We start from the raw sequence: 18,839 nt of genomic DNA on the forward strand, positions 1-18,839 counted from the left end.
GCTTAAGCTTAATTATTCGCTAAAAATGTGACCTCGTCAAGAGAAAAAATGTGACTTTGTGCCTAAAATTAATCAGTTTTAGTACTTGATAATGTAGTTAAGGGTCAAGTACGCCCCGGTATCTGTTGGCACATTAGTCTGAGGACCAACCGTTACAGTAGTGTTAGTTGTTGTGGTAGTGACTGTATTAACACCGAAGCTTGAGGTCGGCCAGTTGTTACCGCCGCTGCCGCCCTGGAAACCGCTGCCTGCTCCGTTATAAACTACGGCATTTCCACTCACCGGACTGGTTACCGTAGACGTAGAGTTGGAGGTCGATGTAGAAACAGCTGAGGCGCTGCCTTTGTGGTAAGGGGTTCGGCTACCAACCACTACACCCTCGTTGTTGCCTAGAGCGGTTACGTCAGTACGCCCAACCTCGGCTGGGTTCAGTCCAACGGCGGTTCGGCCGCGCAGATCAGGTAGGTTAAAGGTGGTCGAACCATCACCAACACCATAGGTCGTGCCGATAACGGCAAATAGCGCGGCATAAGTCGTTCGCGACACGGCTGACCCATCGGCAACCAGATATCCCATTGGAGCAGTCAAACCAGCATAAGCTTGTATTGTCCCCGCTGGCGTCCCAGCCATCGAAAAGTCATTCCAACTACCATTAGCACAGCCACGGAAGGTATTAGATGTTGAATTATAGTAAGTTGCGCCATTTTTACAGGTTGGATCGCTGGTTTTGATACCCATCACCAGCAAACCGTTACCGTCGAGTGTAAAGTTACCGCTGCTATCCAGAGAGGCCTGCAGAACCCCGTTGGTATAAAAGTCCATCAGATTAGAGCCGGCATCCTGGATTTTCAGGCTGTCAGACGGTCCAAAGCTCAAGAAATTACCGCCAGCAATCCTAATAGAGCCGTTAACATCCAACTTTTGGCCCGGAGTGGATGTTCCTATGCCTACCCGGCCATTAGCCGTATCAACGTCTAAGACCGTGCTGGAATTGGAATCCTGAACCTGAAAAGCAGTAGTGGAGTTAATACTGCTTTGGAGCAAGAAGTTGGAATTGGTTTGCAGAGTGTTGGCGGAGCCACGGTACAAACTAGCGTCGTCCAAGGTCAAGGCGCTTTGAACCACGGTGCCGGTGCTGGAACTATAGGTGGAAGTTGAGCCGTTCCAGACCATTGTCGGTACAGCTGCACCGGAGTTCATGGTGGTTAGGCTGCTTAGGGCTGGATCAGTATTACCATAACTGTTAAGAGTGGCGGCATCGGGGTTGGATAAAGTGCCCGTACCGCCGACAAACCACAGGAAGTCGCCATCTGCCCAGCGGGCGTTAGCCACGGAGCCAATATCGAATAATGAATTCATGGCGCCGAAAGCAGCAGCGGGAGTTTGGTTGGTATTAACGAAGTTCCCTCCATTTACAGAAACATCTACGGCAGAGCCGGTCCAGTAAAATACCAGCGTAAATACTGTTCCTTTTGAGAACGGGCCGACCGTCACCGCAGCGTTTGAACCCGTATCGTGAGTACGGGTTATGGCAAGCCCGTTAGTGTTGTTAAAGTAAGCCGTTATACCGTGACCGCTACCATCTTCCCAATCGAACAAATGGGCCTCGCCGTTAAGGAAGTTACCAATATCAGTGCTGGCCACATCCGTGCGGAACCTCATAGCTACCCAGCCCGTGGTACTGCTACCAATAGCTGCAGACGGAGCTCGGATGCGGGCTGCGCTGCGGCTTGAAGTGGTAAATGGCGTCGCATAAGCTTTTTGCTCCATTTGGATTCCATCTAACCAAGCAGTGACAGACGAACCGGTGTTTTGGATATTTCTAAAGAAAACTTTTCCGCTAGCTGCATTTGAAGGACTGGTACAGCCGCCACTAAACCTCTGCCAATCTGTTGATGAGGTCCATTGATTACCGCCACAGGTATTTATAACTGATCCGGTGCCATTAGTTCCTGTGTACCAATCTATAGAAAATCCGACGGTAATAGCAGCGCTTGTCTTAGTCCATTCCGAAATCGTGTAAATGGTACTGGGACTTACGTTAACATTCGTCTGGTATAAATTGTGCCAGTTATTATCACTAGCTACAGAAGCGCTTAAGCTCTGGGTCCCAAACTTAGCCGTGCTGGTATCGTTCCCCGTGCTTTCAAAGCTCGGGTCGCTAAACATATTTGTTGTAGCCTCCCAAACACCGGTGCTGCTATCCGGTGGAGTCACGCCATCGCCTTGGGTGTTGGTGCGGCGGGTAGCATCGGTAATTTCGTTGCCCGACATGGTTAGGCCGGTAGAAGATAGTAGGTTCCAGCTTAGCTGAGCACTGGCCGTACCGGAAGCGCTGCCAACGGTACTGGTGGCCTGAAGCTGGGTGGTAGAGACTTTGAAGTTAGTGGTATCAGCCGTCAGCAGGTTGAGCCCATTAGCGTTCTGGATTTGGAGAGCGGTGGTGGAATTGGTAGCGGTCTGGAACAAATTAGCATTACCGGTAGCCCACAAACTGCTTAGAGTCTTAAGCGAGCCACCAACCCCGTAAAGTTCGTCGCCCGCGCCAAAGTATACTCCGGTGGCGCTACTGGTAGCAGCCGCAAAGCTTACGCGACTATTGCTCGTATTTACATTAAAGATATTAGCGCCGCTGGCATTTTGTATCTGGAAAGCATTAGCAGAGTCGGCTGTGTTCTTAAACATAGCCGTGCCGTTTCCGGTCAGATTGCCAGCTACTACTAAGTTGCCGTCGGTCTTTAAAGTACTATTGGCTGAGCGGTACAGGTTGGCGTCGCCGCCTATCAAAATGGCACTGGAACTCACGGTGGCATCGGGCAATAGTATCTGTCCGGTAATGGTATCGGCGGTCAGCAATGGTTGGGCCGAAGCGTTTTGGATCTGGAAAAAGGTGTGCGATCCGGCAGAAGAATCTTTAAACAGGGCCTGGCCCTGGTTGCCAATGCTGGTGACTACGGCGCCGCTGCCGTCTTTCAGTTCCAAAAGGTCCGCTGTTTGCCCGCTCTTACCCTTTAATATGCCCACCACGTTGCTGGCCGAGACAGATTCTATGTTAAAGTTAGCGTCGCTCTGCAAACTTATTCCGTTTTGGATATAGTTGCCAGAACCGCTGGCCGCCGTGCATCCCCCCGCAGTACAAAGCGTAGAGCCGTTTATCTCATAGTTACCGGTAATATTTACATTGCCCTGGGGATCTAGCGCATAAACCGTGCTGCCTGTGGAATCTTTACCCTCAAACAAATCGGCAGTCTGGCCACTGGCGCCCTGGATTATGCCACCAACATCGGTAGCGTCGGCAGAACGGATGTTAAAATTGGCGTCCGCTTGCTGAGTCGTAGTGTTATTGACGTAATACGACGAACCGGAAGCCGGATTACAGAGCCCGCCAGAACACACATCGGTTCCGTCAATTCGGAACGTGTGGCCGGCGCTAACGTTCACGTCTCCGTTCACGTCCAGCGTGTAATTAGGCGTGGCCACACCTATGCCGATGCGAGTATTTACGGTGTCGGCTATTAGCAAGTTATCATTACCGGCAGCATCTTGGATCTGAAAAGCGTTAGTGGCGTTTGTGGCTGATTTAAATATGTTATTGCCAGTAAAAATGTTGTTGGCGTCCAGGAGCGCCACATTGGTGCTTAACCTGTTATCGTTTACCGTACCGCTTGTTATGTTGCCGGCGTTCAACGCGCTCAATCCTGATCCATCACCGACAAAAGTATTGCCAGCCGCCGTGAATGAATTAATTCCACTGAATGTTTGGTCGGTGTTTAGACGAGCTATGTTGCCCGAAAGCAGGCTGTCACTTAGCGTTCCCGCGCTCAAATTAGACACATTGGCGTAATAGCTGGCACCGTGTCCCCCTAGGGTCGCCGCATCACCGGTAAAGGCGAGGCCTTGGGGCTTACAGCCGCTAGCCGTACACACTAACACGGAATTTATAATTAACCCCGAGTTGCTTAATTCAGTAGCGCCGCCACCCGAGCTAACAGAGCCAGTTGCCGAGATATCGCCGCCAACTTGCAAGGCAGCGTTGCCAGTTGGAGTGGCGCCAATTCCCACCCTGCCGTTTTGAGTATCGGCCACCAGCAAATTGGCACCAGCAGCGTTTTGAATTTTGAAGGCAGTCAGGCTATCGGCAGCGTTTTGGATAATAACCGGGCCGGTGGCGGTGAATGTTTTGCCGTTGGCAATTTTAGTATCTATGCCGAAGGTTACAGATTCCTCACTGATGTCAGCCAGCTGATTCGGGCCGGAGCCGGTTGAGGCTTGGTTGTTAACCGGCACGTTTGTTCTTGGCCGGTTCATAATATAGAAGGTTCCCGCAGCCAGTGCCAGGATTACTAAAGCTACACCTAGCCATGATTTTTTAGACGGGCGCAGCATTTCACGAACCGGAGGACCGGCGAACGGCGGTTGGCTAGGAGGCGAAAAGTCTGGCTGATTAATTAGTGGTTCTGCTGGAGCGGCGGCGACTCCAGAGATGGGCGGCGAAGCCGTTTCCAGCGAAGAAGCTGTTACCGTTTCAGAGCTCGCAGTCGGTGGAACTAGCGACGGATCTAAAGGAGTGGTTGGCGGACTTGAAAACATAGTAGCAATACCGCTTGGTGCGGTTGGTTGCGGCTGGGTTAGGTTTTTGTTTTGGTCGTCCATTCTTATTCTTACTGGCTACGCCACCTAACCATCGCACCTAGATTTTCATAGGTGGCATTAACGCTGGCTGTATTGTACTCAACAGATAGTTCACATTCGGCATTTGCGGGAGCGCCGCTATAAGTGGCGTCTGTCCAATTGGCGATCTGGTAGACGTTGTTGGCAAACACGCTAACCGACGGACCGGTAGCCCACAACGACCCGTAAGGCGAGGCACTGCTTCCACCGTGGGTATACAAAGAAGCCCGTATATAAGTAGTGGTCCCAGTTCCACTAGAGTTCATATAGCCGGATACGTATATCTGTGGGCGAAGGCCGGCATTGTATAGAGACATACAATTTGACAGCGGCATGGCACCATATGGCGACCACGCGCTACTGTTTAGGGTCGTAGCTGAAGGCAATTCGTTAATTGTTGCGTCGGCTTCAGAGTACCAATGGCCCTGAGCGGCATCATACGTCAGTTTAAGGTAGTCTGCCGGAGCGCTAACTTTTAGGTATACAGTTTCACCATCGTGCAGGTTAGTTGTTGGAATGGTTGTTACTATATCTATGCCGTTCAGGCTGTTCCAGGCACCGTTCGCGCAGCCCCTTATTTGATAGCTGGTCGTATTGTAGTAGAGCCCACCGTTGGTACAGCCTGGATCACTAGTGGAGGCTCCCAATACTACCGTGCCGCTAACCGCTAAGTTGCCGGCAACGCTAACGTTACCGGTCGGACCTACGTTGAACAATATTGAACCGCTGCTATTTTTAACGTCCAGGATGTCAGCTGATTGACTGGTGGCGCCTTGCAGAACCATGGTCGGATTGCTGGCGCTACTGGATTGAATATTAATATTCCCTGTTTGAGTCGTCGTGCCGTTGTTTATTCCACTGCCGCCCTGCAAGCTTGGGTTAGCAAGGGTAACGCGAATGTAGCCAGGGACATAGTTCCCAGAGCCACCATTACCGCCCTGAACCGTGGCATTAGATACTGCTTCATATGCCCGAATTGAAAACGTATGCGCCCCCGCCGACGGTGTAATCTCGCGACTTTCCATTATTCCCGTGAAGGTTAAGGCGCCCACATTGTTAGATATGATGGTTTGGCCCATCTTGCCAATAGACGATCCGTCTTCGTAAAGCACAAATGTTAATGAAGGATAAGCAGCATTATTAAAGTCTATTTCGGGAGTATAGAACTCGATCATATAGGGAGTAGCTCCGTCAGCCGTGAAAGATGACGCGGTGACTACAGTGTTGGCAGTTGACTCGGAAGTGGCACTGATTGTTACTGGCGAAGTGAATTGGTTGTAAGCCAATTGATAGTTACTGCCGCTTGTTTGACTGCTGGTGCCGGACCCGCCGCCGGAGCCACCGTTAGAATCTATCTTCCAGCTTGGGTTACTACTCAGGTCAGGACCCCCGTCGTATATAGGCGCCGACTGTATCACGCTTACACCAGAACCGCCAAGCACGTATGCAGCATTGCCAGCGATGAATGCCGGTGATAGATAAGAACTGCTCGGCAGACTATCAGTCGCTGCCCACAACAAAGGATTGTTGATTGGAGCTTCCTGAACGGTCGTTCCAGCCATCAGATAAATATGGTCACCCACTATTAATATAGTGGCGTTCTGCATATTGGTGTTTAATGTGTAGCCGGTAGATACCCATGAGGTCGGTGAACTAATTGCCGCGCGGTAGATATTGCGCATCGGGCCGCCGCCGTTATTGCCACCAAACATGTAAACATAGTTGCCAATGACGGCTAGTTGGCTGAAGAATATATTGAATCCGAGCGTACCGGCTGAACTCCAGCTAGTAGGTGAGCTGATGCTAGCAGTATAGATTACATTGCCCGCCGTATTCACCGCGCTGGCCCCACCGAACAGATATATATTGCTGCCGATGATCGCCAATTGAGAGTTTACAAGGTTGCCAGGCAAAGTTCCGGCGGCTGTTTGCCAACTATTAATCGGGTCAGAGACCGGCGCGTAATAAATCACGTTGGTTGCCGCCGATCCATTATAGCCGCCGAATAGATACACGTAGCTACCTACTACTGCTACTTGGGACTCTTCCAGCGCACCCGGCAATTTAGCGCCTTGGTCAGTCCATGATGTCGGGTTAGACACAGGAGCCGTATATACATGCTGCGAAGTAGAACCGCCTACATTACCACCGAATAGGTAGATGGTGTTGCCAATAGTGGCTACCTGGCCGCCATACATATTAGCCGGCAATGTCCCGGCATTGGTCCAGTCGCTTTCCATTAGGCCGTAGCCGGCGCCAGACCCCGAACCACCGGCGCCGTTACCCGGATTTAATCGGACCCAGACGGTACCGTTAGAGCCGGCAGTCTTAGCGCTCATGGCCTGGCCGATTATTCCACCACTTGGGTAGGCAGAATCAGTGGCTTTACCAGCAGTACCACTAGTTACCAGATAGTCGCCTACGTTCACCGCAGCTGTATCGACGTTGACCTGGTAAATACCGCTGATAGCAATTGGCTGGCTCTGCCCGGCGCTCATCGTTTTAGTGGCTACGCCAAATACTTTGGTCGAGTTAGCAAGAGTCGTAGTGGTCACCTGCCCAGCATTGTTGGTATCTATTACCACCACGTCGTTAGCATTTACGCTGGTAGTTACTGTTTCGTTGACGGTCATTATCTGGCTGGCGTTGCCAGAATTATTGAAGCCAATAGCGCCAGTTATGCCTAAATTGCCATTAGCATCTACGCTCAGCAAATTTGAACCGCTGCTATTACGGACATCAAGAATATCCGCGCTTTGACTAGATGCACCTTGAATTATCGCAGTCGGGTTGTTGCCGCTTGCAGACTGGATGTTGAAGTTAGCGGTTTGAGTGGTGGTACCATTGTTGATCCCGCTGCCACCTTGGATTTGAGGATTGGCGAGAACTACTCGAATATAGCCCGGCACAAATGTAGTGCCGCCAGTGCCACCGGGACCAGCCTCTACCGTACCGTTGGCGTTAATTCGCCATGCCCGAATAGAAAATGTATGAGCGCCAGCAGTCGGCGTAAGTCTGCGCGTTACGTGTACAGGATCATAGCCTTGCATATTTGCCCCGCTATATACTTGTCCAAATATGTCGCCTATGGAACTGCCGTCTTCATAAAGCGAAACAATTGTATGCCCATCGGCGCCAGCATCTACTCTAGGCGCGAAGAATTCAACTACTACAGGTGTATTGCCGTCTGAACTAATAGATGTAGCCGTGACTACTGTATTAGCGGTTGAAGCAGATGTAGCCGACACGGTCACAGGAGCCGTAAATTCGCTATAGGCAAGCTCTGTATTGTTATTTGCTGTTTGGCTGCTGGTGCCGGACCCGCCAGTACCGACGTTAGAATCGGTTATCCAGCTTGGGTTAGAGCTAACATCCGGCGAGCCATTGATTATCGGTGCCGAATAAATCTTATTGCTGTACGCCGTCCCAGTGTAACCGCCCCAAACGTATAGGGCATTTCCAACAATTGATACTCTGCTATCTACAAGCACGCCATTCATATAAGCGGTTGTTGCCCAGCCCCATACCGGATCAGTAACCGGAGCTCTAAAGATTACTGACACATATCCTCCGTTATAGCCACCCAGAAGATATACATAGTTTCCAACGATGGCAAGCGAGGAATTATCCAAACCTGACCCGGTACCCGCATTAGGAATAGTGCCACCGCTATTAACCCACGATGTAGGACTACTTATAGGAGCACGGTAGATGGTGTTCAGAGTGGAGCTACCATTAGCTCCGGCAAACAGGTAGACGTAGTTACCGATGACGGCTAAGTTGGAGTCGCCTATACCACTAGACGCAGGCGCTATGCTACCAGCCGTACTCCAGCTTAGTGGGTTAGACACAGATGCCGTGTATATTGTGTTAATGTAGCCAGTACCGGTGTGATAACCACCAAACAAATATATATTGCTGCCAATTATCGCAAGAGAGCTGCTCGTCAAACTAGTGGACAAGCTGCCAGCTAGCGTCCAGCTACCTACTGGATCGGAAACATTCGCTGAATATATATTGGCCGTAGACGCGCCAGCTATCGCGCCGCCGAAGAGATAAATCTTGCTGCCGATAATTGCTAATTGCGAAGAGTAAAGATTAGCACCGGAAGGCAGGTTGCCAACAGCGGTCCAGCTGGTTGGATTACTTACGGGGGCCCTCATTATAGTTGTAACGCCAGCGCCAGCGCCAGTCGCGCCGCCAAACATATAGACGTAGTTACCAATGGTTGCTGGAGCACCCTCTACTAGCCCTGGTGCCACTGGCAGTGTTGCCCCGGTATCAATAAAGTCACTTTCCATTAGCCCGTAACCGCTGCCAGATCCGGAACCGCCGGCGCCGTTGCCGGGGTTGATTCGGGCCCAAACCGTGCCGTTAGAACCAGCAGCTTTAGCGCTCAAAGCTTGGCCGATTACGCCGCCACTAGGCGAGCTAGAAGAAGTTGCCATGCCGGTAGTTGAAGAAGTTACGAGATAATCGCCGATATTAACCGCGGCCGTGTCTACATTAACTTGATAAATACCGCTTACAATAATCGGTTGGCTAACTCCTGCTGAATTTGTAGTCGTAGCTACACCGAATACTTTAGTACTATTGGCCGTCGTACTATCTGTTACCTGGCCGGCAGTTGTTGTATCTACAACTACAACATCCCCGGCCGTAACACTGCTAGTTACGACCATATTAAGGCTTATACCCTGGTTCTGATTGCCAATGTTGCTAAAGCCAATTGTGCCGCCAACGTTCAAGTTGCCAGCCACGAATGTGTTGCCGTTTGGATCGACGGAAAGCAGGTTGATATTGCTAGAGTTCTGAACGTCCAGTATGTCGGCGCTCTGACCAGATGTACCGTGAATAGTTGCGGTAACGCTGCTGGGGCTTGCGCTTTGTATATTAAAGTTTGCACCGATCTGCAAGGTAGTGCCGTTTTGTATACCCCCACCACCCTGCAAAGATGTTCCGTATTCGGTCACAATAATCACACCGCCGGCACCGTACCCACCGGACAGCGACGAGCTAGAAATACCACCCGCGCCACCACCGCCACTACCATATGCGACGCCGGCACCGCCGGCAGTAGTGTAGTTCCCGCCGGCGCCACCGCCGCCAAAGTAACTAGCGCCACCATTGCCACCTGATTGACCAGTGTAGTTATATGCACCGTCATTTCCGGTGCCGCCAGTAACGTTAACGTCGCCCCCCGTACCTGTGCCACCCGTGCCTCCAGCAGGGGCAGTGCCGCCGCCGGCATCTGTGCCACCGGTGGCACTCAATGCGCCAAAGGCTGTTGTGCCACCGCTAGTATGAGCGCCACCGCCCCAAGGAGCACCGGCTGCTCCCACTGCATAAGAGTAGCTGGAGCTTGGGCTTGATATAAACTTACGGACGTAACCACCAGCACCACCACCACCGCCAGAACCATATTGATTTCCAAGACCACCACCACCGCCACCACCAACAAGTTCAACCTGCAAAGATGTTACGCCCGCCGGCAGATTAAACGTTCCAGAGCCCGATGTATAAGTTTGAACACCCACAATACCAGATCCACCACTGCCACTTCCACCGGAGTTAGAACCTCCTATGCCATAGATTACAAGCCGGCTGCCAGCCTTGAAATTAGATCCGTTCATAGAAATAACCTGGATCCTATTGATTGCCGAGGTACTAGTCCATGTATCCGACCACGTGGAGCCATCAAGGCTGGCCGCAGTGTAGGCAACGTTAGAGCTATTAATAGCAGTGAATGATTTATGGAAAGAAGTTCCCGCGTAATTTGTGATGGTCGCCTCGGAACTTCCGGCGGCAAACGTGTTGTTTGACGCGCTGCTGCCAGGTAGCCAGCCGATAGAGGCTGAGCTCATCCCGGTATTAGCGGCACCGTTTACCGCTGTGTTATTGCCTTCGACTTTCTGGAAATCATAGTCCGCGCTTGAGTCGCCATTGAATCTAAGTGCTATCTGATCGAACTGACTATTCATAGCCGTCCTACCATAGACAGCAATTTTGAGCTGGCTATAAGTACCAGGGATACTAGATACATCGAAGCCGGCGGTGTCGCTAGTAAGAGTAGAGTCATAAAGTGTAGTCATCCCGCCGCCGCCGGAGCCACCGGTTCCGCTAGCCGGCTTAATCAGCGCCCAGACTTTACTGCTGGAAGCTGTACTTGTAGCCTGACCTACCACACCGCCAGTCGGCGAGCTTGAGGCCATAGCCTCACCTGCGCTGCCGTCCGTAACCAAGTAGTCGCCAATATTGACTGAGTTGGACCCGACATTTATCTGGTAAAGGCCACTGACGACAATCGGCTGATATTGCCCAGCGCTCTTGGTTTGAGTGGCGATACCGAATACTTTAGTAGAGTTTGCAGAGGTACTGTCGGTGACCTGTCCGGCGTTAGCAGTGTCTATGACCACCACATCGCCGGCGGTAACGGCACTCGTGACCTTCATGTTCAAGGTTATACCTTGATTGGCATTGCCCTGATTGGCAAAACCAATATTACCTTTGACCGTCAGGTTGCCGCTAGGATCTACCGCTAGCAGGTTAGTGTTACTTGAATCTTTGACTTCCAAAATATCGGCGCTTTGTGATGTGGCACCTTGGATTACCGCAGTGACGCTACTAGCAGAGCTAGACTGAACATTAAAGTTAGCCGTCTGAGTGGTAGTGCCGTTAGCGATACCAGAGCCGCCCTGGATCTGCGGGTTGGCGAGAGTAACGCGGATGTAGGCTGGAGCATACGAACCTGTGGTGCCATCACCACTTCCCACATATGCCTGTCCTCCTGATTCAAAAGCCGCAAATGTAAAGGTGTGCGATCCGGCTGAAGGAGTATATCTATAACTTAGCACCCCTGCTGATGACTGAAACGTAGACGGTGAAGAGCCATCTGTATTAAATATGCCGGGGATTTTAACCACTGATCCGTTGTCCAAGATGGCGATGAACAAAGTACCACCATTTGTCGCCGGAGCATAGTAATAAGGCGAGTATACCTCTACATTTATAGGAGTATTGCCGTCCATGGTTATGCTTGGAGCAGTTACGATGGTGGTGTATGATCCAGAGCCAGTGGCAGTAACGGAAATGGAGTTAGAGTTTCTTTCGGCATAAGCAAGCTCGTAATTTGTATTCGCTGTTTGGCTGCTGGTGCCGGAGCCGCCGCCAGTAGAATAATTAGAATCCGTAATCCAGCTCGGGTTAGCGCTCACATCCGGCGAACCGCTATATATAGGAGCGGAGTAGATGCTCCCAGAGTACCCACCAACTCTTATCCCGCCGTATAGATATATGGCATTGCCTACTATTTGCAAGCCACCCATAGTCAAACCGTTGGGCAAAACTGAACCAGTATCAGCCCATCCGTTTACCGGATTGCTAACAGGGGCTCGCCAGATAAAGTTGGCATAACCACTGTTGTAGTATCCGTCAATTAAATAGATGTAGTTACCTATTATGGCAAGGTTGGTTGAAGCATTAGCCGTCGATCCAGGGAAGCTGCCGTTAGTCGTGGTCCAGCCAGTTTCAGGACTGGAAACAGGCGCGCGGTAAATAGCATTAACTGTACTACCGGAGCTGTTGATGCCACCAAACAGGTAAACATAGTTGCCTATAACTGCTACCGAAGACTGCCTAAGCGCCACAGGAACAGTGTGGCCCGTATCAACAACGGTGGCCGGAGAACTTATAGATGCCCGATAAATCTCGTTCGTATAAGTGCTGGTGCCATTTAGCCCACCGAAGAAATATATATTGCTGCCAATTATAGCTAAGGATGATTGATTAAGAGCTAGCCCGCCCGGCAGCGTTCCGGCAGAGCTCCACGAGGTTGGATTGCTAACCGATGCCGTGTATATAGCATTTATTGCTGTACCTGTATTGTCTATGCCGCCATACAAATAGATGTTGCTGCCCACTATGGCTATTACGCTGTTCCTAACATAGTTTGGCAGATTAAAGCCCGTATAAGTAACATTTGTGGGGTTGGATACCGGGGCGGAGTATATTTTGTTTGTCGCCGTAAATGTGGAAAGATCGGCGCCGCCAAAGAAGTAAATAGTGTTCCCTATAGTAACGGTCTGGTTATGGGCTATGTATGGAACGGTTGCTCCTGTATCAGTGAAGTCGCTCTCCATCAAACCATAGTTGTTGGAGGAGCCAGATGAGCCACCCGCCCCGCCAGCTGGTTTAATTAGAGCCCAGGCTTTATTGCTAGATGCCGTACTCATGGTCTGGCCGATAACACCACCAGATGGACTCGCGCTGGTAGTAGCCTGACCGGTGGTAGAGCTAGTGACTAAGTAGTCGCCAACGTTCACGCTCGTCGCACCCACATTAACTTGGTAAATGCCGCTGATGACGATCGGCTCTGAGCCGCCAGTCTGGGTCTTGGTAGCAATACCAACGACTTTAGTAGAATTCGCCGTTGTAGAATCCGTCACATAGCCGGCATTGGAAGTATCTATGACCACCACATCGCCGGCGGTTACAGAGCCGGTGATATTTTCGTTGATAGTAAGGGCCTGGCTAGCATTGCCGGCATTACTAAAGCCAATTGTGCCGCCAACCGAAAGATTACCAGCAATAGAGACATTGCCGGTTGGACCGACGTTAAACAAATTAGTTGAACTAGCGTCCTGCACTTCAAACACATCGGCAGATTGGCTGGTTGCGCCTTTCAAAATTCCAGTGACCGATGTTTGGCTAGAGCTTTGCAAATTAAAATTTCCGGTCTGAACAGTCGTACCATTCTGTATCCCCGCCCCACCCTGCAGCTGTGGATTAGCCAATGTAATACGGATATAGCACGGATCATGGTCAGTCGACACGCTAGTGCCACAAAAAATCTGACCTGTACCCGAGCCTACTACTGCTCCTGCCGAAAATGTATGCGCTCCTGCTGAAGGCATTATCCTTCTAGCCGCGCTTACGATTAAGTCCTCCGAAGAGTTTGGATTATAGGCCTGGCCTAAGGATCCAACAGGAGAACCATCTTCATAAAGAATAATGTTCGTAACAACACCCGCACCAGGAGACCGGACTATTGGTGCATAGAATTCCACCATAACTGGTGTATTGCCGCTGAATGTTAACGAAGGCGCCGTAACCACCGTGTTTGGCGATGCGGGGTTGGTGGAAGTCACATTTATTTGGCCGGTGGAATTCTCGGTGTATGCCAATTCAGTACTTGTGGTTGTTGTCTGACTACTAGTGCCGGAACCACTACCGCCTAGAGAATAATTAGAATCTACCTTCCAGCTTGGATTAGAGCTTAAGTCTGGCCCGCCATTATATATAGGAGCAGACTGAATAGTATTCTGTACGCTGCTTCCGTTGTAGCCACCTAGCAGATAAAGCGCGTTGCCTACAACCTGAATTGAGCCGTAGGTAGTGGCGGTTGGCAGGAAGTTGCCAACACTCGTCCACCCGGCGACCGGATCGTTAATTGGAGCACGATAGACCGCCTGCGTAATAGTGCCGCCTGGCTGGCCACCGATGAGATAAACGTAGTTGCCAATGATAGCCAGCTGCTGCCCTGTGGCGGCTACCGCATTGTAGTTGGTATATGTCCAAGTCAATGGATCGGAAACTGAGGCACGGTAAACCCCGCTAAAGTAAGCGCTTCCATTATAGCCACCAAACACGTAGACATAGTTGCCTATAACAGCCAGTTGGGATCCAAACATGTTCAATGGCATGACATGCGAACCATTGGCAACCGAACTCATATTAGACCAGGTCAATGGATCGGAAACTGAGGCACGGTAAATTACATTCGTCGCCCCAGCACCGCTGGAAGCCGCCCCGTTATTTCCTCCGTACAGATAGATGTAATTGCCAATTATAGCCAGCTGCGAACTTGCTAGATTACCCGGAAGCGTAGCTCCGGTATCGACCCAAGTAGTTGGGTCAGATACGCTAGCACGGTAAATAACATTCGTCGCATTGTTACCACTTGTTCCACCGAAACCGCCAAACATATAAATGTAGTTGCCGATGATAGCGGTCTGTGACTGGCCAAGGTTATTGGGCAGTGTTTTGCCTGTGTCGGTCCAGCTGGTTGGATTAGATGTTGTTGCGGTGTAAATAGTCTTCGTATAAGTAGTAGGAAAGACGGAAGAACCGCCAAGCATGTACAGGTTGTTGCCCACCGTGATTACTGAAGCCTCAGCTCGTGCGGCCGGAAGTGTTCCGGCGCTTGTCCAGTCGCTCTCCATCAAGCCGTAGTTATTACTGGAGCTTGAGCCACCACCGCCCGCACCAGACGCCGGCTTAATGAGTGCCCATGCCTTACCACCAGACGCGGTAGACATAGCTTGGCCAACAATTCCTCCGGATGGCGACGAGCTGGACTGAGCTTGACCGGTGGTAGATGAAGTAACTAGGTAGTCGCCAACATTGACAGTTCCAGTTACATTGACTTGATAGATACCAGAAACTACCACCGGCTCGGAGCCGCCAGTTTGAGTCTTAGTAGCTATACCAAACACTTGAGTGGAGTTAGAAGAAGATGAATCTTTAACGTAGCCGGCATTGGCAGCATCTATAACCACCACATCACCTGCGGTTACAGAACCGGTGATGTTTTCGTTGATGGTGAGGCCTTGATTCTCATTGCCGGTATTTGAGAAACCAATGGTCCCGCCAACGCTCAGGTTACCAGCTACACTCACGTTGCCAGCCGCACTGACGCTCAAAAGATTGGCATTGCTAGCGTCCTGAACGTCCAGTACATCAGCAGTCTGGCCCGTAGTACCGTGGATGGTCGCCGTCACGCTGCTAGCGGTAATACTTTGGATGTTGAAGTTCGCACCCGTCTGCAAAGCCGTACCATTTTGGATACCACCACCACCCTGCAGGCTTGGATTAGCCAGAGTAACACGGATATAGCCAGGGATCGTGTTGGTTCCGCTAACCTGAGCGCCCGAGCCGCCATCTTGATCAGCCGAAATTGTAAACGTATGTGAACCAATCGAAGGTGTAAGCTCCGTCGTCAGGTAAACAGTATCGTAGTCGGTGGTGGTAGAGCCGGAATTATTGGTATGCCCAACATACCCAAGCCTATCCACAAGCGAGCCGTCCTCATAAAGATTAAACTCAGTGTGCGCTGACTGAGAGTTGGGAACTCCGTTATACTGCGGCGCATAAAACTCTACCATAACCGGAGAACCATCATAGGTAGCAGATGCCGAAGTTACGATCGTGGTTGCGGATGTGCCAATAGAATGTGTCCCCGTGAAAGTAGTGTATGCCAGCTGATAGTTGGACGCTTGGCTGCCGCTTGAACCGGAGCCACTAGAAGAAATATATGGATCGCCGTTGCCGCCGTTATACAAGTCCGAAACTTCCTGGGCGGAAAGCACTTTATTCCACAAACCGACTTCGTCAATGCTGCCTTTGAAGTAGTTACTGCCGGATCGTCCGCCAAGATAGTAGTGTGAGCCCGTGCTAAAACCAGTAGAATAGGCAACTGGATTAGCCGAATCTGCTACTCCGTCTACATAGAATCTTAGCTGACTGCCACTATATGTCATCACAACGTGGTGCCAGCTTGTTGTGTCAGTTATGGCTATGTTTCCGGACGCCCCGCTTATGCCAATTTTACCGAAGGATACTTTACAGCTACCATTGAGAAGATAGAAGCCATAACCATTGTTGTCACCACCCAGTATATAGCTGCCAACGCCTGAACAAGTAGGATCATTATTTTTTATCCAGGCGGATATGGACAACGTGGAAGTTTGATTCAGGGTGTTGCCGTTACCCAAATCTACGTAGTCGCTAGTCCCGTTAAAGCTCCTGGCATAGTTCTTTTTACCGCCAGTTATGGTCGTACCGTTAGCCACGCCGTAGTTAGTGTTTACCGAATCTTTGACGGTTGTACCGGATGCTTCGTCCAGGTTCCAGTAAGACATCAACCCTGTGGTCAACGAATTGCCAGAATCAACCGCGAATCCAGAGTAACTGCTGCTGGAGCCGCTACCGCCACCGCCGCTCCCTACTCCACTGCTTGGGTTTATATAAACCCAAACCGTGCCGTTGCTGCCAGAAGATTTAGAGCTCAGCGCTTGGCCGATCGTCCCGCCAGTTGGTGATGTTGAATCAGTACCAAGGCCGGTGGTTGAACTGGTAACTATGTAATCACCCACGTTCACTGCCGCAGTGTCAACATTCACCTGATAGACGCCGCTCACCACAATCGGTTGAGCTACGCCAGCGCTATTTGTCGTGGTCGCCACGCCGAAAATCTTAGTGGAATTAGCCGAAGTACTATCTGTCACCTGCCCAGCGTTGCTGGAATCTATAACCACGATGTCGCCGGCTGTAGTGGCCGATGTAACCACCATGTTAAGATCAATCCCCTGATTGGCGTTACCGGTGTTGGTAAAGCCAATACTAGAAGTGGTGGTCAAGTTACCAACAACCTGAAGGCTATCATCAGTTTTTAGTGCGTTGTTGCCGGATCGATAAAGGTTGACGTCCGTACCAAAGTATAAGCCGCCACTAGCGGTTGTAGTGTTGGTGCCGACATTCAAAAGTCCATTTGTGGTAGTGGAGCCGATGCCCACCTGGCCAGCCGAAGCAATAGTCACGGCTTGGACTCGTGACGACCATCCGCTCTGAAGGTTTGTATAAAATGTAATCGTATTATCTGATGTAAGCGCCAAATTCTCGTTGGAATAGGCGATGTTTGCTGCCGCGGTCGCAGCCGACTCACCAGAGCCTAAGATTGTTGAGCCGCCGGCACCAATGGCAATGCCAGCCCCATTGGCATCTTCGCCATACTTGTTAACAATAACCCCGTTGTACGTGCCCGCCAGATTGATATTGCCACCTACGGTTAATGTGCCGCCAACTACACCCGTTCCACTGATATTGAAGTTGGAACTTGGCTGCTGTGATGTGCCGTTTTGGATATAGTACGACGAACCAGAAGCGGCCGTACAGCCGGTACTTGAACAAATTTGCACACCACCCACGCGGTAAACTCCAGAGACGTTGGCGTCGCCGCCTACGTCCAGCGTGTAGCCTGGAGTAATGCTACTGCCGATAGCAATGCGTACGTTTTGAACTCCGCCGGCACCATCCGATTCGCCGTAAACAGTAAAGGCGTTGGTTGAGCCAACTCGCATAGTGTAGCTTTCTGGCGTACCAGTGGCAGCCGAGCTATCAATGGGTAAATCACTGAAAGTCACCTGGCCAGCATCTGTTGGCAAGACAATACCGCCATCTATAGCCAGCGCAGCACCTAGTTGAATTTGGTTGTTTGAATTAACTTGCAGGATGTTTACGTTGCCGGTGCCACTAGCATCAACCGCGTTAATCCACGCACTGTTGGCGATAGTCAACGCACCCTGCGGGTTTGTAACACCAATGCCCAACGCCCCGGCCACGTCAAAGCTGCCGTCAGTTTTGATGGTTCCAGATGCCGAACGATAAAGATTGGCAGTAGTGTCGCCGCCGAACGTCAAAGCACTGGACGAACCAGTGGCATTAGGCAAAGATATCTGGTTACCAGAAGTTGTGAGCAGCGTAGAGCCGCTAGAGTTTTGGATCTGAGCAGCGGCATTGGCTTTGAACGCGTACGGGATAGCGGTCAGTTGGATGCGCGGATTCATCTCGCCATCCCAGCTTGGGCTGCCGGTACCGCCGATATTCATGGTTAACCATAGCTGCTGGTCCCAGGGCATAGTGGATGGGAATGGATTAACCGATCCCAGGTTAACAGTCAGGTAACCATCAACCACTCTAACCTGGTTGCCACTGGTGCGAGTTTCGTACCATAAACAGTGAGCATCACCACTACACGACCCCTGCCCCGAACCGGTTGACGAGCTGGCATCGTAGATCTTGAACTCGACATTGTAGTTGCCGTCTTGCACGATAGCACCGGTAGAACTCATCAAGCGAGCTTGGAAGTTTAAGTAACTACTCGTGACAGCCGTGGCGGTCGGTGCGCCAGAAAAACAAACAGCCAAAACGCCAAACAGCCCCATTAAGGGGCCGGCCAGGGCAATTCGAATGCTTTTACGCACGCGTAGTAAATAATCACGCGCCCGCAAGGAGCTTTTAGGCATGTTTTACCTGTTTATTTTAGTTTTAAGGTTTTTGTCTTGCCTTGCAGTTTTAGCCCACGTTTTCTGCTAAAAGCGCAATAAGACTAG

2 protein-coding genes are annotated in these 18,839 nt (G+C 50.9%); both read right to left on the reverse strand.

The features are described 5' to 3' along the window. Positions 1-78 precede the first annotated feature (78 nt). Complete coding sequence (locus VFT49_02400; protein HEU5004918.1) at positions 79-4,653, reverse strand: tail fiber protein; 4,575 nt, start codon at positions 4,651-4,653, stop codon at positions 79-81. An 8-nt stretch (positions 4,654-4,661) separates the two neighbouring features. Further along, positions 4,662-18,752: a capsid cement protein gene (locus tag VFT49_02405; GenBank protein HEU5004919.1), complete on the reverse strand. Its 14,091-nt coding sequence runs from the start codon at positions 18,750-18,752 to the stop codon at positions 4,662-4,664. Positions 18,753-18,839 lie beyond the last annotated feature (87 nt).

Source organism: Candidatus Saccharimonadales bacterium (genome assembly GCA_035758565.1).
Classification (GTDB): domain Bacteria; phylum Patescibacteriota; class Saccharimonadia; order Saccharimonadales; family UBA10212; genus DASTXL01.